Origin of the sequence: Methanolobus vulcani, from assembly GCF_006546655.1 — an archaeon.
Lineage (GTDB): Archaea > Halobacteriota > Methanosarcinia > Methanosarcinales > Methanosarcinaceae > Methanolobus > Methanolobus vulcani_A.
On sequence record NZ_VIAQ01000012.1, the window covers coordinates 58,379 to 81,519 of the forward strand.

Sequence of the window (23,141 nt, forward strand, 5' to 3'; positions counted from 1 at the left end):
GGAACTTAGTTTGAAGCTTCAAGGTGATATTGGATCTTTTCTTTAAAACTGTGGATATCTATTGGTTTAGAAATATAATCAATACAACCTGCGGCAATGAAACGCTCATCATCACCACGCATTGAATGAGCTGTCAGAGCAATTACCGGAATATCTTTTGTAGCTTCGTCTTCCTTTAATCGTGAAAGAACCTCTAGCCCGTCCATTTTAGGTAACTGGATATCCAGAAGAATCAGGTCAAATTTTTCCTCTTTTACCTTGTCCAGAGCTATGAACCCATCTTCTGCAGGAGTTACATTATACCCATAGGACTCCAGCAAATCTACAGTTAACTCCATATTTACAGGATTATCCTCAATTACAAGTATGTTGCACATTTTTTCCCTCAAGATATTTAGACCCGCTTTGTTTTAGATATAAAACATCAGCATTATTCGCAAAGTTGGTATACATCCATGATGCTGTCACGGGAGATAAATATAATAACTGAATGATAATATTATTCAGTTACTCTATAAAAGCATGTCGCAATCAGAAGTTCATTCGGAATAATTACTGAATGTTAGTAGTATCCCTATTAAATATTATTGAACTTAATGTTAAGAAAGTAGATCAGTAATGGTTGAGTTATTTATAAGAAACAATTCCTATCAGAGAATACAAAATTGAGGCTACTGAATGGAAGATAAAATTTTGGACATACACAGATCACCCTTCAGAATAGTTCTGGCAATAACCGGCGGAGGAACTGAAGCTATCGGAGAACTTCTACGTCATGGAGGGGGATCAGATACTCTTCTTGAAGCCATTGTCCCCTATGGCAAAGAATCATTGCACGACCTGATCGGAAAAGAACCGGATAAGTATGCTTCTGCTGAAACTGCAAAAGATATGGCAATGTCGACCTATCGTCGTGCATTATTACTTGATTCTAAATCTGAAAAACCAGACCCACAGAGCCTGATAGGAATTGGCATTACCTGCAAACTTGCAAAACAAGGACGTGAACGTGAAGGCAGGCAACATGAGCTTTATTTTGCCAGCCAGTCATACTACAAAACTACTGTTTCCGGTGTTAATTTAAAGAAAAAAGGGAGCAGAGAAGAACAGGAAAGTATCGCAGCAGATTATATTCTGGACAGAATAGCATCCCTGTGTAATCCAGAAAAGTACGCAGTTCAAGGTATTCAAGAAAAGGATACGGCAGAGAGAACACTTATTCTGGAAAATGAGGCTGAAGCTAATAATGAAACTTCAGAGCTGCTCCTTAAAACACTAGAAAGCATTAATTCTGGAAATAATGTCCCACGAAAAGTTAATCTTGGAATAAGTGCCAACAAACCAGGCATCATTTTGTCAGGTTCTTTTAATCCATGCCACAAGAACCATATTGAAATGGCGATGATAGCATCGGAAAAATATGACATGCCTGTGGACTTTGAGATTTCCCTTGCCAATGTTGACAAGCCACCTATTAACTACATATCCCTGAAGGAAAGAGTGGATTCTGTCAGGGCTTGTATGCAGGATATGAGAGGAGGTTCGGCAGGAAATATTTATCTGAGCAACTCTCCTCTTTTTGCAGACAAAGCTATTCTATTCCCGGATTCTGTTTTTTTGATAGGGACAGACACCCTTAACAGACTTTTTAATGTCAATTATTATAGGGAAGGAGAAGACATGCAGAGCCTCATTGAACACTTCAGTAAATACAATACTAAATTCCTGGTTTTCAGGAGAAAGGAGTCACAAATATGCAGTGAGATTGATATCCCTGATATCTGCGAGATAGTCTCATATGATTGTTACACCGATGACGGCACTTCTTCTACGAAGATAAGAAATGAGAGGAAATGCAGTTTCAAATGATACTGCATGCATTGTATATGAAAGGACATCCCCTCATGTCATTCGTCTTTATAATATCTGCATTTACTGCATTTGCAAGTTTATGAACAATATCCTTTGCTTTTGCTATACATTCAGCATCCATATCATTCCACTTACCGAATGATATGTTATCAAGAGTCTCCTTCAGCATTAAAAGCTCATCTTTTGATACACAGTTCTCACTAGTTACACAATAGTCATTATCGTTACTCAGGTTCTTTAGATTACAGAGTATGGTATCCAGCCGGGAGCTTGTAAGCTCTTCGTTAAACCTGTGCTCAGAAGGATTTACATTATCCCTCCGATAATGAACTTCCGCCAGGAACAGGAAACGGTCGCACTCGTGGAACCAGTCTCTAACGTCATATAATAGATTCATACCCCACACCACTAAAAAGATTGACTTCTATGATATAAAAGGCTATGGTGATAAAATTATACAAAAGTAAAAAATGCACAACAAAATATATACATTCGAGAGAAATAGATTCTTTTTACTAATTTACGACTTTTTTTCAAGATATTTCTTGTACCAGACAAACCATGGAGTATCCAGCAGACCAATGAAATTCTTGGCAATTATCTGTCCAATGATAAGAGGAACAAGTGGTGCAACTCCATAGAATGCAAGAACTACAAATATCAGGCTGTCAAGTGTGAGACTTAAAAGGTCACTTGAAGCACTTCGGAGAAATACCTGTTTTGGGTAATTCCTCTTCATCCAGGCAAATACGTATGCGTCAAGGTTCTGGAATAGAAGGAATGATAACCATGATGCTATGGTGATCCTTATGCTCTGTGAGAATATACCCTGCCAGGCATCCTCGTATTCAAAAAAAGGTGCCGGACTAAGACTATTTGTCATTAGAATAAATGTCACCAGCAAGATCTGTGTCAAAAATGCGATGATTATGGCAACATGAGCTTTTTTCTCACCGTATACCTCATTGATCATATCAATAGCCTGTGAAAGGAATGGGTAAAGGAATACGGCAGCAGGCGCAAAAAACGTGTAAAAACCCAGGTCGAATTCTATAAGTCTTGAAGCTACTATCTGGGAAGCTGCGAGATAAATCGTGTAAAAAGCCACAAGAGCAGAAAAACCATATTCTCTGTGCCTGTTGATGATGAATGCAGAAACATATGTAACTACTGTGAGACTTATTATCCAGTACAACCATACAACAGGAAACGTTATGCAATCACCACATAGATGCTCATTATAAAGATTAATAATAAGATTTAGATAAACGATATATAAACATTTCTAACAATACGGAAGAGTTTCTGATCATTAAAGTCATGACGATTCTGGAAACATGAACACCAGAGTTTTCCTTCCCGGTATCTGAGCATGTTTATCCTTTCCTGCACCATCAAATCAAATAGTTTTTCTATGCCAAGAGGAGGAGATACGGTAAAGGAGATTGTTGCAGCTAATACCAAACGTGTTTGAACGGTTGGAATTATGTGAAAGTTACAAGAATTAAACAACAACAAATTCACTTATCTTATCTATACGTTCTGTTGTATATTTCAAATTTGAAATATCAAACAACAAATATCATTCAACAGACCAAAATGTAAGAACAAAAAACGTGATAGATATCCTTTATACCCTCTATTCTGTAAAGTTCGTTAAAAGCTGACCTTTCACTACCAAGTAGCACGTTAACCATAGTTACTCCAATTACCATTGTATCACTTAACATGAAAAGAACACTTAATATTAATCATAAATTGTAAGCCATACACACGTATGAACTGTAAGGCATAGTTAAGAAAAATATGAATACATAAGCATACACCATTTTGTACAACTAACCACGCTAAAGCAACAAGATTACAAAATCATACGCGTAGGAAAATATAAAAAATCAGTATCCTTCGCGGTTGCGGCCCTGTTCTATTGACATTTTTAAAACATCTGGCTCCTGTGAGCCCAGCAGGAGGCGCTTCCCATTTCTAAATTCAAGCATCAGACCTTTATTACCACTTATGTTGTAGGCTTTACCGTTGCGACCATACCTTATGCCCCAACCACCATAATCCCTCAGTGGTCGATAGCGCACAACCTCAGCAGAGATTATGTCACTAAAAGGAAAATGCTTGAAGGAAAGGTGGAACGGGAAGAACTTCAAGTAAAGACCACTGTTGCGCACAACAAACACAAGACGGATAGAAAGCATGAAAATTGGAAAAATAATTCCCATACCAATCAGAATTGCCAGCATCCCTTCATCTGATGCAGGATTACTGCCGAATGGACGGCCATATACGAGCTGTTCTATAGCGCCGTACCATGTCAGCCCGGTAGTCACAAGTAACAGTGCCAGTAACCAGATTTGCCTGAATTTCTGAACCTCCCGGAAAATCACAGAGTCTGCTGAATCATCGTAAGTCATCAACAAAAAATAAGAATCTGAAAATATATAATCATTATTAATATTGTGACTACGAGGTGAACAATATGCATTCCATTGTATATACCACAACTTCAAGCAAAGAAGAAGCCAGGAAAATTGCCAGGGAACTTGTGGAAGGTAAACTTGCTGCCTGTATCAATATACATGAAATTGATTCTGTGTATTCATGGGAAGGTAATATTGAGGAAGAACAGGAATTCGCACTCTCCGTAAAGACTGCAACATCAAAAATACAGCAGGCTATTGACAGAATAAAAGAGATGCATAGTTATGAATTACCTGCAATAATAACATGGAAGATCAGTGGCGATAAAGAATACCTTAAATGGATATCCGAAATGACAGATTAAATCAAAAAAGAAGGTAAAGAAGATAAAGAAACTGATTGCAGGATGCGGCAATCAATTTCACGATCATTTCTTACGATAACTACCTCTGATGAATAATAGTCCTGACAGGGAAAGGAATCTCGATACCCTCTTTCTCAAATTCAGCATTGATCTTTGTATTAACCTCGTTAATCACAGTGAATTTTTCACCCGGATGAGTTACCCACATAATGATTGCAAAATCAAGACTGGAATCTCCGTGGTTATCAAACCTGACATAAGGAGAAGGGTCATCAAGTACGAAATTCACAGTTTTTGCAATGTCTGTCAGAATACCCCTAACCTTTTCAACATCGGAGCCGTAAGCAACACCTATTGTTACCTTAACCATCATTGTCTCTTCCGGTGAAGTATAATTAGTAACCTTACTGTTTGCGATTATGCTATTTGGAATTACTATCATGTTGTTGTAGAGATTCTTTATTCTGGTACTGCGAAGACCAATTTCCTGCACGATACCTATCTCACCGTCATCGATCTCAATCCTGTCCCCTGGTTTGAAAGGCTGGTCGAAGTAAATTGAAAGACCACCGAAGAACTGGGAAATTGTATCCTGTGCAGCAAAAGCGACTGCCAATCCTACGATACCTGCTGATGCAAAAAGAGGCAGTATATCTGCATCCCACACACATTTCAATATTGCAAGGATACCGAAGAAAACAATGAGTACGTCAACTATGTTCTTGAATAAAGGCAGAAGTTCATCATCCAGTTGAGTATCTGTTTTTTTGACAAGATGAGAGAAAACGTGCTTGAAAAGGACTTTGTCTATCTTCAGCAGAGCAAATATCCACAGAACACCCAGACCCGTTAGAAGAAGACCCATAATAAGCTCTATAGCAGCATTTCCAGGGAGTACAATTTCTGCTGCAAGGAAAGCTCCCACAAATGCAACCGTATAGAATATTGGTTTTTTAAGCGCATCAACAATAAGGTAGTCACAGTCATACCGTGTCTTTGCAGTATAATGCAGGAAGACCTCCTCAAACAAAATATCTGCGATAAAAGCCAGTATAACCGATGCAACGATCACAATTGTTGCAGTCACAATATCCGAACCAAAAACCCCGGATTGAGACTGCACAAACTGGTTAATATAAACAGGAATCGTATTGTTCAGAAACATGCTGCTTGGTTTTGAATAAAATATATATAAACTTTGTTAAACAAACAATGGATTTAGAGAGTGAAATCACGGCAAGAAGAATAATATAGTGCCCCGCAGATTAATCGAATAATGAAAGAACGGAATTCTGATGTTGCAGCTATGTGGATAGAAAAAGGATTCAATGAACAGGATCCTGAAAAAAAGCTGCACTACTTTGGCCTGGCACTTGAACTCGATCCAAATAATCCAGTGGCACTCAACAACAAGGGCATGCTACTATATAAAAAAGGAAAATTTCACGAAGCTATCGAGTGTTATGACAGGATACTTAAACAGTACAACATGTCCAGATATCTCCCCGCCCTTTATAACAAAGCCCTGGCATTAAAGAAAATGGAACGTTTTGAGGCTGCTCTTACTTTTATGAACAGGGCATTGAAACAGCAGCCTGATAACGGGAAGATCAAGCTGCATGTGGAAAATCTTACACGCATTGTCGAAGGAAAAGAAGAAATTAAACCTCGCATGGAAACCCGGATACCAATAGAAAAACTTGCTGTTAATCAGGTATACACACTATGGGAGCCACCGGCAGTAAGCACACTTCTTGCTTATGAGATGAAATGCAGCCATAAGGACATCAAATATTACAAGGGTTTTGGAGAAGACCTTGTTAAAGAGAAGATAATCCAGGATAAGATCAGCAGGAGAGTATACTGTTGCGGAACATGCCGTTTTCGCAAAGATGAACTGTGCCAGCATAAAGACACAAAAGCAATGTTGATTTCCCAAAATGCCATATGCAAAAACTTCAGGCCGGAATAAGAATTTATGATTGAAAATTAACTATAAAACCAACTAAAAACTAACTAAAAAGATAATGAAAAGAGTATCAGAGGATACCCAGATCAGTCAGACGCTCCGGAAGATATCTGTCCGTCACAAAATCAAGACCTTTTCCTGCAAAGGCCTGCTGTTCAGCCTTTTTGTTAATATCAAGCTGGAGACTTATCTGTTCTTTCCAGTAATCGCTGGCAAACCTTGGATCTGTAAGCTCACTCCGCAGGGCGGCCACATCTTTGTCTGTGAGTTTATCCGTGGACAATTCATATTCAACAATATCAGAAGGCTGAACACCAATGAACTGTGCACCGGGTGTTGCCATATGTTCTGAAAGATGTGCACTTTTAATAGCACCGTATGCCACCGATGCAAAGATACGATATGACCATGGGTCACCATCAGTAAAGACAACTACAGGAATATTCAACTCCTCATTCATCCTCTTGATGATACGACGTGTAGAACGTGCAGGCTGACCCTTCAGGTGAACAAGAATAGCATCATTTCTGTCATCAAATCCATTTTCAATAAGCCTGGCATACATACCACCAGTCTCAATGGCAATGATGAATTTTGCATCCGTATCAAGGAACTCGATATTCTCCACGTTGAAGGGAATCTGATAACCACTCTCACCGATATCCTCCTGACAATGAATCACACGGTCACCACGTTTTGTTTCTTCCCGCAGGCGTATAGGACCGAACATAGTTGCACCATCCTCTTCAGGACGCATGTGGAAGTATTCCCTCTGGAGACCGGAAATTATCTCAAGATCCTCGATGAGCCTGTCACTTTCAGGCTGTTCACGGAATTTAGCTATATCCCAGTTCTCTGAAATATAATACAACTCCCTCAAAGTAGACCCCCTGTTCTGCCCAAGGTGGTTCTTTACCAGGAAATCTATAACATGACTGGTTTTCAATAGTTGGAAAGCACCTTTTACGGTTTTGACACTTCTTTCAGTTTCCCTGTCACCATAGACCCATACATCACTATCCTCACTGTACTCGATATTAGCTTTTGTACGACTGGGAAGGGAGACATTGGGCACTACCTCATCAATGAACTGATCGTATAATTTACCTGCAAGACCAAGCAAGCGCCCGCTTGCAATATCGTCATGTTCTGTTTTCTGTTGAGAAATATTGTCTGCCATTTATTTACCCCCTGATAGCTTTTGCACCGGTAACAAGTTCTTCATCAAGACCCTCTACTATTAAAGTAGGTAATTTCGCAATCTCTGCCTCGCTAAGTGTTGCTACAGAGTAACTGAGAACTTTAGAGGCTCCCGGAGAAACACTGAGTTTCCATATATAATCAAAATCATTACCCATGTTTATGACCGTAGGCTCTGGCACTGCATTTTCAATATTAAAAGGAACCATATCATGCACATTGAAATTCTGCTTTTTACTTGTATAGTTCTTGGCCCTGATGGAGATCTTAGCACCACCATTGCCATCAGTTTCTACTATCCTGTCAACCAGAAGATTACCCATTACTTTTGCAACAACAGGATTTATGTCAGGAACATCACGTTCAAGAGTTTCAGCAAGCTTGCTGGCCAATTTTGGAAGTACCTTTGTGATTATAACCTCTTTTTCACGCCTCTTTTTAAGATCGTTACGTTTGTTAAGATACCGGTTCATCTTTCTGGCTACTTCTTTGATGGCAAGCTCTACCTCATCCCTGATTTCAGGAATCTCTGCCACTGCATCCTTTGATTCGGATGTGAACGGCACATTGGTTGATGCTACGTGAACCAGGATAACCACAGGACCTGTGGGGAGTCCTCCACCGGGCTGGCTCAGTCCATATTGTTTCCACTTGACAGACTCAACGGCATGAGTGATAACACATCCACCCTGCTGATACAGGAGTGGAACCCTGTTGGCAAAACGCATGATATCCACACGATCATCTTTCTGGAGTTCACCGCCATAGGCGATACCAACTTCAACAATGAAAGGATTGCCCGAGAATACTGATGCATTCCTGGTAGTGGTAGCGATAAAATCAACACTGAATTCTTTCTCAAGTCCTTTATAAATAAGATCCTCACCAATGGGAGAGAGACAATCTGTAGGAGGAGCCATTATTTTTACTTTTGAGAACGCATCCAGTAACTTACGAGACTGATCCCTGGTCATCTCATGAGGATCCAGATCTGGATCAAGACCGGAAGCCTTGCATATCTCTTCTGCGGCAAGGTGGCCGATCTTTGAAAATGAATAACGCAGGAATGGAGAAAGCTTCTGTCTTTCAGTGTACCTCAGCATTTTCATGAGAGTACCCAGTTCAATTCCATGAGGGTGCGGAAGAATCTCTTTTGCCGGAACAGGAAGTTTGTCTGTTGCTCTTTCAAAGGTTTCCTGATTCCCATCTGGTTCGATAAGAGTGATTCTTGCATGAGGATTTACGATTGCGGTGGCTTTCAGGTACTCATAGATAGACTGACGTCTTCCTTTGACATAGGAAGCTTCCATTTCCATTTCAATACGTGTACCATGCGGCCTGTCCCAATCCACCACATCATCCTTGAGAATCTCTGGATCATTGGTGCTGGTGTTTATCATCAGCTCGTAATAATGAGCAGGTTTTCCATGACCTATTTTGGATATGATCTTTGTGTGATGACCGGATGTCAGTTGAGAATAAAGTACCGATGCGGATATACCTATACCCTGCTGACCACGGCTTTGTTTTAGAGCGTGGAACCTTGAACCGTAAAGGAGTTTTGCAAAGACCTTTGGAATCTGTTCCTTGATAATACCAGGTCCGTTGTCTTCCACGATGATAATTACGTTGTCTTTTCCCGAGCGTTCTATGTGAAGGAATATATCTGGGAGAATCTCTGATTCCTCACATGCATCAAGAGAGTTATCCACTGCTTCCTTGACCGTTGTTATTAGACTGCGCGGGGCTGAATCAAATCCCAGTATTTGCCTGTTCTTTTCAAAGAACTCTGCAACGCTTATTGATTTCTGGTTTTTGGCAAGTTCTTCTGCAATTGGATTATCCATAAAAGTATCTTCCTCGTCCGTTATTGCCACTATCCCTTGTGACCAGAAAACAATAACCGGGAATATATAAAAATGTTTTTTTTAGAATCACGGATTATATCTTTTCCATGATTCCATTTTTTAAGCAGTTTATACTACTTACGTTGACCGTATTCTAAATTAAAAAAGAAATGAAATCTATTTCAACTCTGCACCCACAATTGTCTGGGTCGCAGTGACTGATTCTGTTTCACGTATAAGGTCGACTATGCTGTTGAGATGCCCAAGGTCATCAACCTCAATAATCACAACAAAGTCATATTCTCCAAAAACATGATAGATGTCCTTTATACCTTCTATTCTGTTGAGTTCGTTAAAAGCTGACCTTTCACTACCAGGCAGCACGTTTACCATAGTTACGCCGATCACCATTGTATCACTTAGACAGAAGTAGGATACAAAGTATATAGAAGTTTTCAATAATTCATTTGAGGCTCAAATAAGCAGGAAATCTTGCTGGATCATTTTCGTAGTCAACCGCCATAGTTCAGATGAACACCTCATTATGATGATGAGTATAATGGCAATCTTTATATACGAAGAATATCATACTAAGTGTTGATGAGCGGGTTATCCTCTTTTTGACAATAACCCCCACTCCCCAACCCGCTCATACTCCACTCCATTTTTCTTACATACAATATCAAAGAAACAGATAGCTTAAGCTGTTTTTCATATATAAGTCTATAACTATAGACACCAGAAGTTATGATTTTATTGCACGTATGATGAAACATACTGAATCATACATTTGCTCAATAAAAATAACAGGCCACTTTTTTCTATTATGCTACACAATTCACACTAAACAATACAACAATCAAAATAAAAACATATGATTATATTCCACGTATACATCCATTCATTTGAAGACAAAAGTTGCGAAACAATCATTTAATTAATGGGAACAGATAGAATCCAAAAGCTTTGGAACAAGAAAACAAAATAAAAAGAAGCAGATAAACAAAACCAGGCAACATTACACACAAAAAATTACAATCTGATAATTATAAATTAAAATATAGCATATATAGCAAACATAATAACATAAATAGCGCATAATATATATTCCACCATATATAACAGATTACACATACTATGTTGTAAGCTATCTGGCCACTGGTTTTTTGACAAAATACAAAGCAACACTGAAGTATTAACCCAGAACAATATCAGAAATCAAATAATGTTTTTTGTGGTTTTGCTGCAACTTCCTTTTTAGCAGGTGTTGCCCCTTCATCCTTATTCGGAAAGCCCTTTCCAAAAGCTGAATCTAATGTGGCATTATTTGAAGCTGGCAGGCTATCAAAACTAAGTTGAGAAGGATCCTTCTTTGGTGCAGCCTTTTCAACAAAAAATGCAGGCTCATCTGCCGGAATGAATACCTGACGTTTTTTCTGTGCATCATCATACACCGCCTGAAGCTTTTTTGTGACCTTCTTTGCTCCCACCATATGAAGCATTTCATCCATATCCAGTCCAAGAACAGCCACAACATCAGCAGCATATTCATCTTCCTGAATCAGGCGGGAATACATACCTGCCACCTCAAGACGAGAATATCGCATTGATTCATTACAATGTGAACCAATCTTTACAGCAATATTGTTTCTCATATTGCGCCTTGAACGCATCTGCCCCATCTTACGCCACAGAGATGGTGGCTGATATTTTACAAAACCTCCCCGCACTCTGGATTTAGAAACTACCGTACCACCAGTCATAAGCATGCCTGCGTAACGCCACATGCGATAGTTCTGGCGCCTGCGCACACGTCCAAGAAAACGGTCAGAGCGGGAAAGATAGGAATACCCGGCAATAATATCAGGAGTCAAAGCCTCCTCACCTTTGCCAGTATACTGATATGGAAGATTTTCATCAACCCAGTGAATCAGATCCTCTGGTGTTTCATCAAGGTTATAGGTAGCTTCTAGGGCAGATGAAACATCCTTGCCCTTGAATATCCTCCCAACTACCTTGAATATGGATTCCTTATTATCACGTTCAGAAGTGGAAATATCCTCGATATTGATCTCAGTACGCCCCATTGCAATTGCCTGGAGGTCATTTACAGCACTTCTGAAATCACCATCAGCAGATTCTGCAATCTTCTCAATCACACCCACGCCGCACATAACATCTTCCTGTGCTGCTATTTTCTTGAGTGCCGGAACCATAGAGCGAGATTGTACCGAGCCAAATTTAAGTTCCAGACATAAAGAACGTACAGTAGATGAAAGTCCGTAAATATCGTTGGCTATCAGAACAATAGGCTGACTGGCTTTCTTGATAACATCAACTATGGCACGTGCACCACCACGGTCACTGTTTCCGTGGAGATTATCAGCCTCATCAAGAATTATGAGTCTCTTATCAGATGTACCAGTGAGGGTTTTCATCGTAGAAGCTGACCCTGCAATCTTTTCAATAACACCTGCAGTCCTCTGGTCACTTGCATTAAGCTCGATGACCTCCCAATTCATATCTCTGGCAAGAGCATGTGCAGATGAAGTTTTACCAATACCTGCCTGACCGTGCAATACTACTGCCCTTTTTTCAGGAGTACCAAATTCCCATTGTTCACCCCAATTCCTGAGATCATCTATCACTTTCTTGTGGCCAACCACATCGCTAAGTGAGACTGGCCTGTACTTCTCTGCCCATTCCATCTGCACAGTCATGATATTACCCAATATTCAGGAAAAGTAATTAATGTTTGCACCACTTTTGTTGTTCTGATTGATATTATTGATGGTAGAGGTATCATCCATGGGATCAAACAGTACAGAAAATCTCCTGGGCCTTATAGAAAAAAGGGCATTACAGAACAGGGCAAGAGTTGCCATAGGGGTACGCAGCCCAAGTCCCAAGATACTAAAGAGTGCAAGGGATGCACATGTTGCAGGATATGCACATGTGATGCTGGTAGGCAACAAACAAGAAATTGAAGAGATAGGTACAGATCTTGAGATAATTGGAACGAACGATCCTGAAAGAACTCTGGGAGACTTGCTAAAGTCCAGATATGTGGATGCGGCAGTCAGAGGAACAGCAGGAGCCTCTCAAACATTATCACACCTCAAGAAGATGCTGAACCAGGAAAACCTTCACAGGATTGCATTATTGCAGACTAATGAAGGAACACCTTTTTTCATAGCACCTGTTGGAATTGATGAAGGAAATGAACTGGCCGACAAGATTGAATTCATCAAGCTTGGCGTTGAATACATAAGACGATTTAACATTGAACCGGTTGTTGGAATTCTATCTGGTGGACGACTTGGGGACTTGGGACGTAACAGCCGTGTTGACCAGACGCTTGCCGAAGGGGACTTCATTGTAAACAGGATAAGAGAACAGGGAATTGATGCAAAGCATTATACAATCCTCATAGAAGATGCAATAAAGGAAGCAAATTTCATCCTCGCCCCGGATGGAATTTCAGGAAACCTGATATTCAGGACACTTGTATTTCTGGGAGGAGGTTATGGATATGGAGCGCCGATACTTATGGATGATTATGTATTTGTGGACACATCCAGGGTCGGAGGTCACTATAACAAGGCAATAATGCTTGCCAGCGCACTGGTTGGAAAGCAAGAGACAAGTACTGAAAAACAGTAACAATAATTTTTTATACCGGATGTATACAATCTAAATTATAAGATTTATTTTATCATGGGAATAGTATTGTGCAATTAAATATTCATAGGGAATGAACGATATGGAAGCTGTACTGATAAAAGCAAAAACAATTGCTTCTGCCTGGTCTCAATTGATACATGAGATCTACGAGAAGGGAGAGGAGCATAAGCCAGACTATAAGACTATGACAAAAAGAGTTCATGCCACCATACATATTGAGGATGTGAACAACAACCAGGTTAGTCCTGCCGTACCCTTTGGAGAGAATCTTATAGCCAAATATAAGGAAGAACTTACTGAAGAATACGCAGACTGGTACAATTCCCTTGAAGATGACGATAAAAGGAAATTCGACTATTGTTATGCCAAGCAGTTGTTCAGGTACGGACAGGCAGCATACGACAGTGTGAACGCAAATGTAAGCAACCTGCGCCCAGGATCAAGAAGGCATGTAGGCGTGCTCTGGGAAAATGAAGTACACATCCCCAAATTTGAAGACCAGCCTTGCTGGATTGCCTACAAGCTGGAACAATTAAATGATACACAGGTAAGAATATACCTGCTTTACAGATCATGGGACGCATTCGGCGGATTCCCTGCAAACATCCCGGCTATTGTTGAAGGATTCAAGAAAGTATTCAAGGAACATGACCTGAATTATGAGATCGAATCACTTATCGCAACCGGATGGGACACACATATCTACGACACTGATTTGCAGGCAGTGGAAAAGATATTCAAGACAAGTGAATTATGTCCGCTATGCAAATGCATAACGCCAAAACATTCATTCATTCAAACTACTAAAGGCAAGGCTTGCCCGGAATGTAAGAAATCTATGTAATCTTACATTTACATTCTTTTTAATATATTGTTTACGAGCTTCTTTTTTTGCAAGATTTCATCCAACTAGTGCATAACTTCTTTTGCTACTTTTTTATTTTGCAATCATACACAATAAGCAACAATCATATGTTTTAAAATATAAATTCGATAATTATATATGTATGATTTATGCATACATTAATGTGATTCCACCAAACAGACATTCAAAGAGAAAGATACCATGAAAAGACTTACTATCAGCATGTCCGATGAGCTTTTTGACAAACTGGATGTAATTGAAAATAAAAGCCTGTTCATCAGAAAGCTTATAGAAAGAGAACTTGATGCAGTGGATAATTTCCCTTCTGAAGAAGTAATCCCCTGGAGCGAAGGTTTCAGCATTCTTAAAAATGATGTTAATACAATATCCAAACGCCTTGAAGAAATGGAAAGCAAACTTGCAGGAATGAGTCCTGCATATGAGAATGAACCTTTGATGCAGGAATCATTTGACCCTGTTTTACAGGAAACTCCTGAACAAATTCCGGCATTACATGAAGATCTTGCACAGAATATGGACAGTCATGAAACCGCAGCACCTGTCCTGCAAATCCCAACTGAGAATATTAGCACCCCTAATATAACTGAAAACAATGACGCAGACCATCCGGACATACAAGTACCAGTCGAGGCGGATACAGGCATCACCATGGAAGAGGTGCATGAAACTGCCATCAATGATCTTGAAATTGAAACCGTCAAAACTGAAGATTTTGGAAATATTGAAAAACAAATTCCTGAACTAAATGTACCCATAAATACTCAGGAAGCTGCTGAAACTGTGCCACCCGTTGAAACCACTGCACAGGAACCCACATCAATGGAAACTGTCATCATGGAAGAACAAATCATACCAGATGAAATGACAGTGCAGGTAGAAAATAAAGAAGTCGTTTTTAGTCATTCATTACCGGAAACCGAACTGCAAAGTGCAGCAACTACTGAAATACCGCAGGAACACAAACTCTCTGAACTGGTTGCAGAAAAGATTCATAAGGAGACTGAAGAAGAAATCAGTCATTTCAATGAACCAGAAATGCCCTCATTCATGCCTTCGGAACAAGAAACAATGCAGCCTGGTATACAGATGCCGGAATTCAAACCACCGGAGCAGGAAATACCACAACAGGAGTTCCAGATGCCGGAGTTTAAACCACCGGAACAAGAAATGACACAACAGGAGTTCCAGATGCCGGAGTTCAAACCACCGGAACAAGAAATGACACAACAGGAGTTCCAGATGCCGGAGTTCAAACCACCGGAACAAGAGATGACACAACAGGAATTCCAGATGCCAGAGTTCAAACCACCGGAACAGGAAATGGCACAAACAGAATTCCAGATGCCGGAGTTTAAACCACCAGAACAAGAGAGGGCACAGACTGCATTTGCAATGCCAGAACTGCAAATGCCAGAAACAGCACCATTACCACCTGCAAATGATGCAGAATTTGCGATGCCGGAAATGAAAGCACCCGATATTCCTCCTGCTACGGGACAAGCCATGCCACCATTTAATATGGGAACAGAAACGATGCCGGAAATGCAGAGTACTGCACCCCAGATGCAAGCACCAGGTGTGCAAGATGATACTAATCAGGGAACCGGAACAAAACCTGACAAACTTGAAACTAATATTTTAATGTACATGCCACGTGGAGCTAAAGTTAAAAAAGAGATTATCAAAAGCCTTGTGTCACGCCAGTTCAGCCAGGAAGATATTGAAAAGAAAATACAGGAACTGGTTGCAAGACAGATACTCATACTCAAGCAGGAAAATGGCGTTGAACAACTTCACAGGTTAAAATAAAAATAGTGACGCCTGATTGATATATCAGATAAGTCCTGACCTTTCTGAAGACATTTCAGAAAGGATAATTCCAGATGAGCATTGTTTGCAAACATTACGAGAATGGTCAAAACAACTACCGCAAACAAGCCTGCCGCATAGACTACATGTGTTCAGATTGGATACCGAACCGCATATAGCGCAAATACCCACTCTTTTCATTAAGAATATTCACGCAATTCTAAATAAAAAAACCATCGGTCATATATAAAAAAGAGAATACAGGCCTTAAAGGCCTGCTCTAAAAATGCACTTCATTTCAAAGAAGATTATTCTATAATAGCTCCCTTGTTTGCGGAACTAACAAATTTCCTGTATCTTGCAAGATAACCAGTAACTTTCTTTTCCACTGGGACAAAGGTTTTCCTGCGTTCTGCAAGCTCTTCCTCAGAAACTTTCAGGTCAAGCTTTCTTGCAGGAATATCGATCTCAATTATATCGCCTTCTTTTACAAGACCAATTGGACCACCTTCCTGTGCTTCAGGAGAGATGTGACCTATACATGGGCCCCTGGTTCCACCGGAGAAACGACCATCTGTAACAAGAGCAACCTTGTCGATAAGCCCCATACCTGCAATAGCAGATGTTGGAGAGAGCATTTCACGCATACCAGGACCTCCTTTTGGACCTTCGTAGCGTATAACCACAACATCACCGGCAACAATCTTCTTGCCAAGAATCGCAGCCATTGCATCTTCTTCACTATCAAATACCCTTGCAGGACCACTGTGCTTTAGCATCTTTGGATCAACTGCTGCCTGTTTGACAACTGATCCATCAGGTGCAAGACTTCCTTTCAGTACGGCAATTCCACCTTCCTCATGTATTGGAGATTCCATTGTACCTACGATCCTAGCATTGAGTTTTGGATTTATAATAATCAGATCAGCAAGGTTCTCGCCTACAGTCTTACCATTAACTGTTTTTTCATCAAGATTGAGACTGGACTGGAGGCGGGACATAATTGCATGGACACCGCCTGCCCTCTCAAAGTCAAGCATATAATTTTCCCCACCTGGTTTGAGAGAGATGAGATGAGGAGTGCTTCTGCTGAGCCTGTCAAACACGTCAAGGCTGAGTTCAAGTCCGAAAGCATGGGCAATTGCAGGAAGGTGAAGAGTGGTGTTTGTACTACCACCAATTGCCATATCGACCATTATGGCATTCTCAAATGATTTCAGTGTGACAATGCTACGTGGAGTAAGATCTTCATTAACCATGGAAACAATACGTTCACCCGATTCTTTAGCGAGTCTTATTTTCTTTGCATCTACAGCATGGGCAGTGCCGCATCCAGGGAGACTGAGACCAAGTGCTTCTGTCATACATGCCATGGTGTTTGCAGTATACATTCCGGCACATGAACCGGCACCACTGCATGAGCAATCCTCAAGAAGTTTCAGCTTTTCATCAGATACTTTTTCAGACTGGCATTCTCCGACTCCTTCAAATACAGAAATGAGGTCCCTTGGCTCATCATCAAAATAACCAGGAATCATTGGACCGCCTGTTACTACAATAGCCGGAATGTCAAGGCTTCCTGCTGCCATGAGATGACCAGGAGTGATCTTATCACATGCGGTAATCATAACCATACCATCAAGCTGGTGACCCTGAAGGACAAGTTCAATTGAATCTTCGATTGCTTCACGACTTGGAAGAGAATATTTCATTCCTTCATGACCCATGGCAATTCCGTCACAGATACCAATTGTATGGAATTCAAATGGAACACCGCCGGCACTTCTGATACCTGCTTTTACAGCCTCTGCAATTTTATCAAGGTGAATGTGACCAGGAATAAGCTCATTCCTTGAGTTTACAACTGCAATGAACGGCTTTTTCATTTCAGAGTCTGTTACACCGGTTGCCTTCAAAAGAGAACGATGAGGCGCACGTTCGAGTCCTTTCTTTGTCTTGTCACTTCTCATTGGAAAAACCTCGTATGGTGCATTTACAGCACGCTTACAACATATAGGTAATAGAAAAAGGAATATATAAGAAGTATGTGCCAGCCAAAAAAATGGAATATGTTACTTCAAATTCAATAACAAATGCTTACTGCCTTTTTTATTAATACCCGAAGAACACAACAATCATATTTTTACATACACAGGAAGAATGTTACGCTACATACAAAGTAGGAACCACCCCCTAACACCAAGACCAGTCATACACGCATGAATTGTTAAGATATGACATAATAATACGCGTGTGAAGTAATATAGTCGAAGAATTCAGCATATAAACAGCAAATGAATGCAAAATTAACCATCACGCAAATAACTAGATATTATCGATAATCCCATGCATTAATTGCCACCAGCGCAACATTACACAATCAAACCAATTCAACAACAAACGAGGGATTTTATAAGTTAATCGTATCGTTATTTATATACTGACCGTCTGATTAAATATCCATAAATACCTTATATACAACCATATTGAACATTGATAAACCACACATGCACATTAATCCAAAAACGATATCAAAAGGCGCATAAACAAAATATGTAGTACAAAATAAGTATAACAAGATGAATGAGATTGGATATACATACAATATTGTATGTTTTTAAAAACATATATTATAATTGAAAATTAAATATAAAACTAATAGCAAAAAACAAGAAGAAGAGCATGAGAGCAGTAATAATTGACGGATATGTGGATGAGCCGGCATGTTTTGGAGTGCCACCCTATATATCACCCTACATTAGGTACATAGCAGGTGCTTTAAGAGAGAAAGGATTTCAGGAAGAGAATATATCCTATTTTACAATCGACCATCTGCGTAAAGACATCACAGAAGCACCTATACTCATAAAGAGAGCAGACATAGTAGTAGTTCTTGCAGGTATGACCGTTCCAGGCAAATACCTGCGTTCAACACCCATCAATATAGGCGAGATAGAGAGTATATTCAGTGCCACCAGTGGAATAAAGGTACTGGGAGGACCCATCAGACTTGGCTTCTCCCTGGAAGGCGGGAAACAAGCTGAATGTGACATTATAACTAACACCGAAGTCTGCATTTCCAGAAAAGACATTGAGGCTTTAGTTTTTGATATTACCGGAGATAACGCACAATCACCTGACGGTTACAATCATAGATTCAGGTCTGTTAAAGAGATAGGAAGATGGAGTACAAAAGGTAGTTTCATTATCAAAAAACACCCTGATTATCCAAACGTGATGTGCGAGATCGAAACCTACAGAGGTTGTGGACGTAAACAGCACTGTTCATTCTGCACGGAACCATCATATGGAAGCTCAGATTACAGGCCTGTTAAAGATGTTATATCTGAAATATCCGAACTCTACAAACATGGTGCGAGGTTTTTCAGGATTGGGAGACAGCCCGACATATTAAGCTATCATGCAAAGGACAAGGGAGGAGAAATACCCGAACCTGACCCGCAGGCCATACTTTCCCTGTATAAGGGAATCAGAAATGTTGCACCGGATCTTAAAGTTCTTCACATGGACAATGCAAATCCAGGAACAATTGCAACCTATCCTGAACTTAGCAGAGAAATTTTCAAAACTATTGTCAAATACCACACATCAGGAGACGTAGCTGCTCTTGGAATGGAAAGCGCTGATCCTGAAGTAGTCAGAGCAAACGGCCTTAAAGCAATGCCTGATGAGATATTTGAAGCTATTAAGATCATAAATGAAGTTGGAAGAATCCGGGGAACTAACGGAATGCCTGAGATCCTTCCGGGCATCAATATTGTCCACGGACTAATAGGAGAATCCAAAAAGACATTTGAACTAAACTTTGAGTTCCTCAAAAAAGTGCTCGACGAAGACCTGTTACTTCGAAGGATAAATATACGTCAGGTGATGGCATTTCCAGGTACACGCATGTACGGCAACGATGAGCTTGTAAGAAAACACAAGCAGATATTCCTGAAATATAAGGAAATGATCAGGAAAGAAATCGATTTGCCAATGCTCAAAAAGATAATCCCTGCAGGCACTGTGCTAAAAGATGTGATGTGCGAGATAAACAGTGAAAGGATTTGCTTCGGCAGGCAGATGGGATCATACCCACTTCTTGTAGGAATTCCTGCAAACCAGAAATCTGGAGAATACATTGATGTCACAGTAACAAGGCATGGTCATCGATCCATTACTGGAATTCCATATCCACTGAATATCAACACCGCCCCTATATCGCTTATACAGGAAATCCTCGGAATCGGAAAAAAGCAGGCCACGATCATCAATAAAGAGTTGCCTTTTAAAGATGCAGATGATTTTGCCCAAAGGACAGGAAAAAAAGAAATACTCCCATACATCAGCTTTTAAAGCTCATTTCAGGAAGTTCTTGATAAAATCCGCATCCTTCACAATCTTGAAACTGACAAAGCCGCCCACAAAGATATTCATGTAGAAAGTGAAGGCCCTCCAGGCAATAATTACAATTCCAAGTAATGATGAAGGAATGAAGAGAGAAAATGCAGTGGTTCCTGCAAATTCAGCGACACCACTTGCGCCGGGAGTTGCAGGTATAACAAGCAGAACCATAACTATCACCTGTGATGCAAAAACAATAAGTGGGTCTGGATGTTGGTTCAGGCCAAGCACAATTACATATAACATCGAAAAGTCAACAAACCAGAAAACCACTGTATGAAGTATTCCAAAAGCAAGCCCGCGACGACCTTCATTAAGCAATATTGAAATGCTGTCATGGAAATGCTCAAGCTCTGAGTCCACCCTTACCATAATCTTTTCCAATGCAGCATCTGTTTTCTTTCCAAGAAATGGAGCGAGTCTTTTTACAACAAAATAAACTACACTTTTAGCAGGACCTGGTTTCCAGACTGCATACAATGTAAGAATAAGTATGAACACCAGCCCCAGCTCTGCAAAGATGAACATAACATCGAAAACAGAATCTTTTAGGACACCTCGTATTATGTAAATGGAAACTGGTGCCAAAGCCAGAATTAATATCCCATCAAGAATCCGCTCCCCCAGAACAACGGCTGTTGCTCGTCCAAGAGGAATATTTTCTTCATGAAGGAGATGAATTCTCAAGGGTTCACCGCCTAAAGAGGAAGGTGTTATTGATGCGGCAAGGGTGCTGGATGTTACTATTTCACAAGCTTTTGTGTAACTAACATCAAAACCCAATGCCCTGCAAAGTGAACGTGTGCGCATACCCCATACAATATAACTTAAAGCATGAATACAGGCAGCTGCAAGTATGTAATCGGGTTTTATTTGCAGGAGTGCTGATAAAGTATCAGAATCAAAAGTAAAGGCAACAACTACCAAACCTGATACAAGGCTTATTAACAATGATATGAGAATCCATTTTTCAATCTTATTCATAACCCCAACCTGCAAATAAAAGTATTATGTATGAAACTTATTACATACACTAAAATACATTGCCTAAAACCTCGTGAGACTTACTCACCAAGCATGTCTTCTTTGACTTTTGATCCTGCAGAAATAGATATTTTCGGCCATATCCTTACATTAGAATGAACCGTAACATCGTTTTCGATTTTGACTTCCGGACCTATCACAGTACCATTTTCAAGACTGCAATTATCACCCACAATAGTACCGTTATCTAATATAGAACCGGACACATTAGAATTCCGGCCTATTGATACGTTATTGAACATATAAGATGATAATATCCGAGTATCGTTGCCAATAATGCAATTCGAACCTATCGCAGTATATGGTCCGATAAGGACATTATCACCAATGGTCGTATTTCCACCGATAACAATAGGCCCCACAATTGCAGAATTGGAACCTACAGTCACATTGTGCCCGAGTGAAACAGGACCTTTTATACGAGCGTCCAGTGTCTTGAAATGACCTTCTATTGTAGTACCAGGAAGTGATTCCAGCATCCACCTCTGTGCCTGCCTGTAAGCTTGCGGACTTCCAACATCAGTCCATCTGCCTCTGGCAAGAATACCGTTTATCTTCCTTTTTTTAGCAAGAATATCCGGGAATAGGTCCTTTGCAAAATCATATTGCTTGCCTTCCGGAATCCAGTCAAATATCTCGGGATCGCATACGTAAATACCCGTACTTGCAAGGTTACTGAATATTTCACCCGGACCTGGTTTTTCGAGGAAGCGCCTTATACGGTTGTTCACATCCATATCCGCAATACCGAACTCACGAGGATCGTCGATGGATAAAAGCCCGATTGTGACAAGTGCATCCGTCATTTCATGGAATCTGTACATTTCCCTTAGATTCAGGTTGAGTACGTGATCTCCACCAAGAATTATGAAAGGACTATCACGAAGATATTCCTCTGCATTCTTAACGCCTCCGGCAGTTCCCAGTTTTTTATCCTCATAAACATAGTCTATATGAACCCCGAATATCCTCCCATCACCTAACTGCTCCTCAATCTTTTCAGCCATATATCCAAGAGTGATTACAATATCATTGAAACCTTCCTTGGAAAGGTGCTCTATCAAATGCACGACTGATGGTTTGTTAAGAATAGGAATGCTTGGTTTTGGACGAGCAAATGTTAAGGGACGAAGCCTGGTCCCCTCTCCACCACACATAATACAGGCTTTCATATTTAAGTAGGAGGGCATTTTTTACTTATATGTCTAGCGGATTATGAAACTAAAGAGAAAGTAGCACCAATCAAAGAACTGTTACGTCACCGCTATTATCCACCACAATCTCAAGCTCACCCTCATATTCAGATACCATTCCAAATATAAGCACCCGGTCGTTTACTTTTACCATCGAATCAACATCTTTTGACCCGCTGCCTGATGGCACAAACACTTTAACTACACCGGAACCATAATCCACGTCCATCAAAAGGTGATCGCCTGAATAAGTGAAGCCTTTTGTAAGAATATCACCTTCGAGTTCTACTTCATCACCCGGAACTGAAGAGGAACTATAAGACATAGTACTACTTTCTGAATTATCAGAATAAAAGAAAGTGTATGCGATGGCTAAAGAAAAAAGAGCCATGCATAGTATGATCACTACGATCTTTTCTTCTTTTTCCATATATAT

General features: G+C 40.2%; 21 protein-coding genes. 7 read left to right on the forward strand and 14 right to left on the reverse strand.

The features are described 5' to 3' along the window. Window positions 1–5: 5 nt before the first annotated feature. Window positions 6–377 (reverse strand): response regulator, encoded by a 372-nt coding sequence (locus FKV42_RS05215; protein WP_154809187.1) that lies wholly within the window; start codon window positions 375–377, stop codon window positions 6–8. Between the two features lie 301 nt (window positions 378–678). Here FKV42_RS05215 and FKV42_RS05220 point away from each other — a divergent pair, with 301 nt between their 5' ends. Next, complete coding sequence (locus FKV42_RS05220; protein ID WP_154809188.1) at window positions 679–1,869, forward strand: nucleotidyl transferase family protein; 1,191 nt, start codon at window positions 679–681, stop codon at window positions 1,867–1,869. Here the strand turns inward: FKV42_RS05220 and FKV42_RS05225 are convergent. The 3 genes from FKV42_RS05225 to FKV42_RS05235 form a co-directional block, all read right to left on the reverse strand. Beyond that, window positions 1,862–2,269, reverse strand: a complete 408-nt coding sequence (locus tag FKV42_RS05225) for a hypothetical protein (protein WP_154809189.1) — start codon at window positions 2,267–2,269, stop codon at window positions 1,862–1,864. The two genes, FKV42_RS05220 and FKV42_RS05225, sit on opposite strands and share 8 nt — an antisense overlap. 123 nt (window positions 2,270–2,392) lie before the next feature. Next, entirely contained in the window at window positions 2,393–3,067 is a 675-nt protein-coding gene (locus FKV42_RS05230; RefSeq protein ID WP_230375504.1) for a queuosine precursor transporter, read from the reverse strand. A 700-nt stretch (window positions 3,068–3,767) separates the two neighbouring features. Next, window positions 3,768–4,295, reverse strand: coding sequence for a DUF6141 family protein (locus FKV42_RS05235; protein WP_154809191.1), 528 nt, complete (start codon window positions 4,293–4,295; stop codon window positions 3,768–3,770). A 65-nt stretch (window positions 4,296–4,360) separates the two neighbouring features. Between FKV42_RS05235 and cutA the strand changes: the two genes are divergently transcribed. Next, window positions 4,361–4,666, forward strand: a complete 306-nt coding sequence (gene cutA / locus FKV42_RS05240) for a divalent-cation tolerance protein CutA (protein ID WP_154809192.1) — start codon at window positions 4,361–4,363, stop codon at window positions 4,664–4,666. A 79-nt stretch (window positions 4,667–4,745) separates the two neighbouring features. Here cutA and FKV42_RS05245 read toward each other — a convergent pair whose 3' ends face one another. Beyond that, on the reverse strand, window positions 4,746–5,831 hold the full coding sequence (locus FKV42_RS05245; protein WP_154809193.1) for a mechanosensitive ion channel family protein: 1,086 nt from the start codon (window positions 5,829–5,831) through the stop codon (window positions 4,746–4,748). Between the two features lie 111 nt (window positions 5,832–5,942). Between FKV42_RS05245 and FKV42_RS05250 the strand changes: the two genes are divergently transcribed. Next, the gene (locus FKV42_RS05250; RefSeq protein ID WP_154809194.1) at window positions 5,943–6,638 is read left to right on the forward strand and encodes a tetratricopeptide repeat protein; all 696 of its coding nucleotides are present in this window, start codon (window positions 5,943–5,945) and stop codon (window positions 6,636–6,638) included. Window positions 6,639–6,705: 67 nt separating this feature from the next. Here the strand turns inward: FKV42_RS05250 and FKV42_RS05255 are convergent, their stop codons facing one another. The 4 genes from FKV42_RS05255 to FKV42_RS05270 all read right to left on the reverse strand — a co-directional run bounded on the left by FKV42_RS05255 (window position 6,706) and on the right by FKV42_RS05270 (window position 12,402). Further along, window positions 6,706–7,815, reverse strand: a complete 1,110-nt coding sequence (locus FKV42_RS05255; RefSeq protein WP_154809195.1) for a DNA topoisomerase IV subunit A — start codon at window positions 7,813–7,815, stop codon at window positions 6,706–6,708. 4 nt (window positions 7,816–7,819) lie between these two features. Beyond that, on the reverse strand, window positions 7,820–9,682 hold the full coding sequence (locus FKV42_RS05260) for a DNA topoisomerase VI subunit B (protein ID WP_154809475.1): 1,863 nt from the start codon (window positions 9,680–9,682) through the stop codon (window positions 7,820–7,822). A 177-nt stretch (window positions 9,683–9,859) separates the two neighbouring features. After that, window positions 9,860–10,093, reverse strand: coding sequence for an Lrp/AsnC ligand binding domain-containing protein (locus FKV42_RS05265; protein ID WP_154809196.1), 234 nt, complete (start codon window positions 10,091–10,093; stop codon window positions 9,860–9,862). An 800-nt stretch (window positions 10,094–10,893) separates the two neighbouring features. Then, a complete protein-coding gene (locus tag FKV42_RS05270; RefSeq protein WP_154809197.1) occupies window positions 10,894–12,402 on the reverse strand; it encodes a replication factor C large subunit in 1,509 nt (502 codons plus the stop codon). Between the two features lie 88 nt (window positions 12,403–12,490). Between FKV42_RS05270 and mtxX the strand changes: the two genes are divergently transcribed. The 3 genes from mtxX (at window position 12,491) to FKV42_RS05285 (ending at window position 16,061) form a co-directional block, all read left to right on the forward strand. Then, the gene (mtxX, locus tag FKV42_RS05275; RefSeq protein ID WP_154809198.1) at window positions 12,491–13,345 is read left to right on the forward strand and encodes a methanogenesis marker protein Mmp4/MtxX; all 855 of its coding nucleotides are present in this window, start codon (window positions 12,491–12,493) and stop codon (window positions 13,343–13,345) included. 91 nt (window positions 13,346–13,436) lie between these two features. Then, entirely contained in the window at window positions 13,437–14,210 is a 774-nt protein-coding gene (locus tag FKV42_RS05280; protein ID WP_154809199.1) for a thymidylate synthase, read from the forward strand. Window positions 14,211–14,432: 222 nt separating this feature from the next. Continuing rightward, entirely contained in the window at window positions 14,433–16,061 is a 1,629-nt protein-coding gene (locus FKV42_RS05285) for a hypothetical protein (RefSeq protein WP_154809200.1), read from the forward strand. A 24-nt stretch (window positions 16,062–16,085) separates the two neighbouring features. Here the strand turns inward: FKV42_RS05285 and FKV42_RS05290 are convergent, their stop codons facing one another. Then, a complete protein-coding gene (locus FKV42_RS05290) occupies window positions 16,086–16,262 on the reverse strand; it encodes an orotate phosphoribosyltransferase (RefSeq protein ID WP_154809201.1) in 177 nt (58 codons plus the stop codon). A gap of 107 nt (window positions 16,263–16,369) precedes the next feature. After that, window positions 16,370–18,031, reverse strand: coding sequence for a dihydroxy-acid dehydratase (ilvD, locus tag FKV42_RS05295; protein WP_154809202.1), 1,662 nt, complete (start codon window positions 18,029–18,031; stop codon window positions 16,370–16,372). A gap of 712 nt (window positions 18,032–18,743) precedes the next feature. Between ilvD and FKV42_RS05300 the strand changes: the two genes are divergently transcribed. After that, window positions 18,744–20,420, forward strand: a complete 1,677-nt coding sequence (locus FKV42_RS05300) for a radical SAM protein (RefSeq protein ID WP_154809203.1) — start codon at window positions 18,744–18,746, stop codon at window positions 20,418–20,420. Between the two features lie 3 nt (window positions 20,421–20,423). On the opposite strand, the gene FKV42_RS05305 is transcribed toward FKV42_RS05300, so the two are convergent. The 3 genes from FKV42_RS05305 to FKV42_RS05315 all read right to left on the reverse strand — a co-directional run bounded on the left by FKV42_RS05305 (window position 20,424) and on the right by FKV42_RS05315 (window position 23,135). Then, a complete protein-coding gene (locus tag FKV42_RS05305; RefSeq protein ID WP_154809204.1) occupies window positions 20,424–21,452 on the reverse strand; it encodes a lysylphosphatidylglycerol synthase transmembrane domain-containing protein in 1,029 nt (342 codons plus the stop codon). An 80-nt stretch (window positions 21,453–21,532) separates the two neighbouring features. Then, entirely contained in the window at window positions 21,533–22,684 is a 1,152-nt protein-coding gene (locus FKV42_RS05310) for a nucleotidyltransferase family protein (protein WP_154809205.1), read from the reverse strand. Between the two features lie 70 nt (window positions 22,685–22,754). After that, window positions 22,755–23,135 carry a hypothetical protein gene (locus tag FKV42_RS05315; RefSeq protein ID WP_154809206.1) on the reverse strand — a complete coding sequence of 127 codons (381 nt, stop codon included), beginning with the start codon at window positions 23,133–23,135 and terminating at the stop codon, window positions 22,755–22,757. Between the last annotated feature and the right edge of the window lie 6 nt (window positions 23,136–23,141).

Bases quoted from the DNA above. Each gene is read 5' to 3' on its own strand.
- FKV42_RS05265 (WP_154809196.1), bottom strand. From the start codon at position 10,093: ATGGTGATCGGCGTAACTATGGTAAACGTGCTGCCTGGTAGTGAAAGG.
- FKV42_RS05310 (WP_154809205.1), bottom strand. From the start codon at position 22,684: ATGAAAGCCTGTATTATGTGTGGTGGAGAGGGGACCAGGCTTCGTCCC.
- FKV42_RS05260 (WP_154809475.1), bottom strand. From the start codon at position 9,682: ATGGATAATCCAATTGCAGAAGAACTTGCCAAAAACCAGAAATCAATA.
- mtxX (WP_154809198.1), top strand. From the start codon at position 12,491: ATGGGATCAAACAGTACAGAAAATCTCCTGGGCCTTATAGAAAAAAGG.
- FKV42_RS05290 (WP_154809201.1), bottom strand. From the start codon at position 16,262: ATGAAAAGAGTGGGTATTTGCGCTATATGCGGTTCGGTATCCAATCTG.
- FKV42_RS05270 (WP_154809197.1), bottom strand. From the start codon at position 12,402: ATGACTGTGCAGATGGAATGGGCAGAGAAGTACAGGCCAGTCTCACTT.
- FKV42_RS05315 (WP_154809206.1), bottom strand. From the start codon at position 23,135: ATGGAAAAAGAAGAAAAGATCGTAGTGATCATACTATGCATGGCTCTT.
- cutA (WP_154809192.1), top strand. From the start codon at position 4,361: ATGCATTCCATTGTATATACCACAACTTCAAGCAAAGAAGAAGCCAGG.
- FKV42_RS05245 (WP_154809193.1), bottom strand. From the start codon at position 5,831: ATGTTTCTGAACAATACGATTCCTGTTTATATTAACCAGTTTGTGCAG.
- FKV42_RS05255 (WP_154809195.1), bottom strand. From the start codon at position 7,815: ATGGCAGACAATATTTCTCAACAGAAAACAGAACATGACGATATTGCA.
- FKV42_RS05225 (WP_154809189.1), bottom strand. From the start codon at position 2,269: ATGAATCTATTATATGACGTTAGAGACTGGTTCCACGAGTGCGACCGT.
- FKV42_RS05305 (WP_154809204.1), bottom strand. From the start codon at position 21,452: ATGAATAAGATTGAAAAATGGATTCTCATATCATTGTTAATAAGCCTT.
- FKV42_RS05285 (WP_154809200.1), top strand. From the start codon at position 14,433: ATGAAAAGACTTACTATCAGCATGTCCGATGAGCTTTTTGACAAACTG.
- FKV42_RS05220 (WP_154809188.1), top strand. From the start codon at position 679: ATGGAAGATAAAATTTTGGACATACACAGATCACCCTTCAGAATAGTT.
- FKV42_RS05280 (WP_154809199.1), top strand. From the start codon at position 13,437: ATGAACGATATGGAAGCTGTACTGATAAAAGCAAAAACAATTGCTTCT.
- FKV42_RS05250 (WP_154809194.1), top strand. From the start codon at position 5,943: ATGAAAGAACGGAATTCTGATGTTGCAGCTATGTGGATAGAAAAAGGA.
- ilvD (WP_154809202.1), bottom strand. From the start codon at position 18,031: ATGAGAAGTGACAAGACAAAGAAAGGACTCGAACGTGCGCCTCATCGT.
- FKV42_RS05235 (WP_154809191.1), bottom strand. From the start codon at position 4,295: ATGACTTACGATGATTCAGCAGACTCTGTGATTTTCCGGGAGGTTCAG.
- FKV42_RS05215 (WP_154809187.1), bottom strand. From the start codon at position 377: ATGTGCAACATACTTGTAATTGAGGATAATCCTGTAAATATGGAGTTA.
- FKV42_RS05300 (WP_154809203.1), top strand. From the start codon at position 18,744: ATGAGAGCAGTAATAATTGACGGATATGTGGATGAGCCGGCATGTTTT.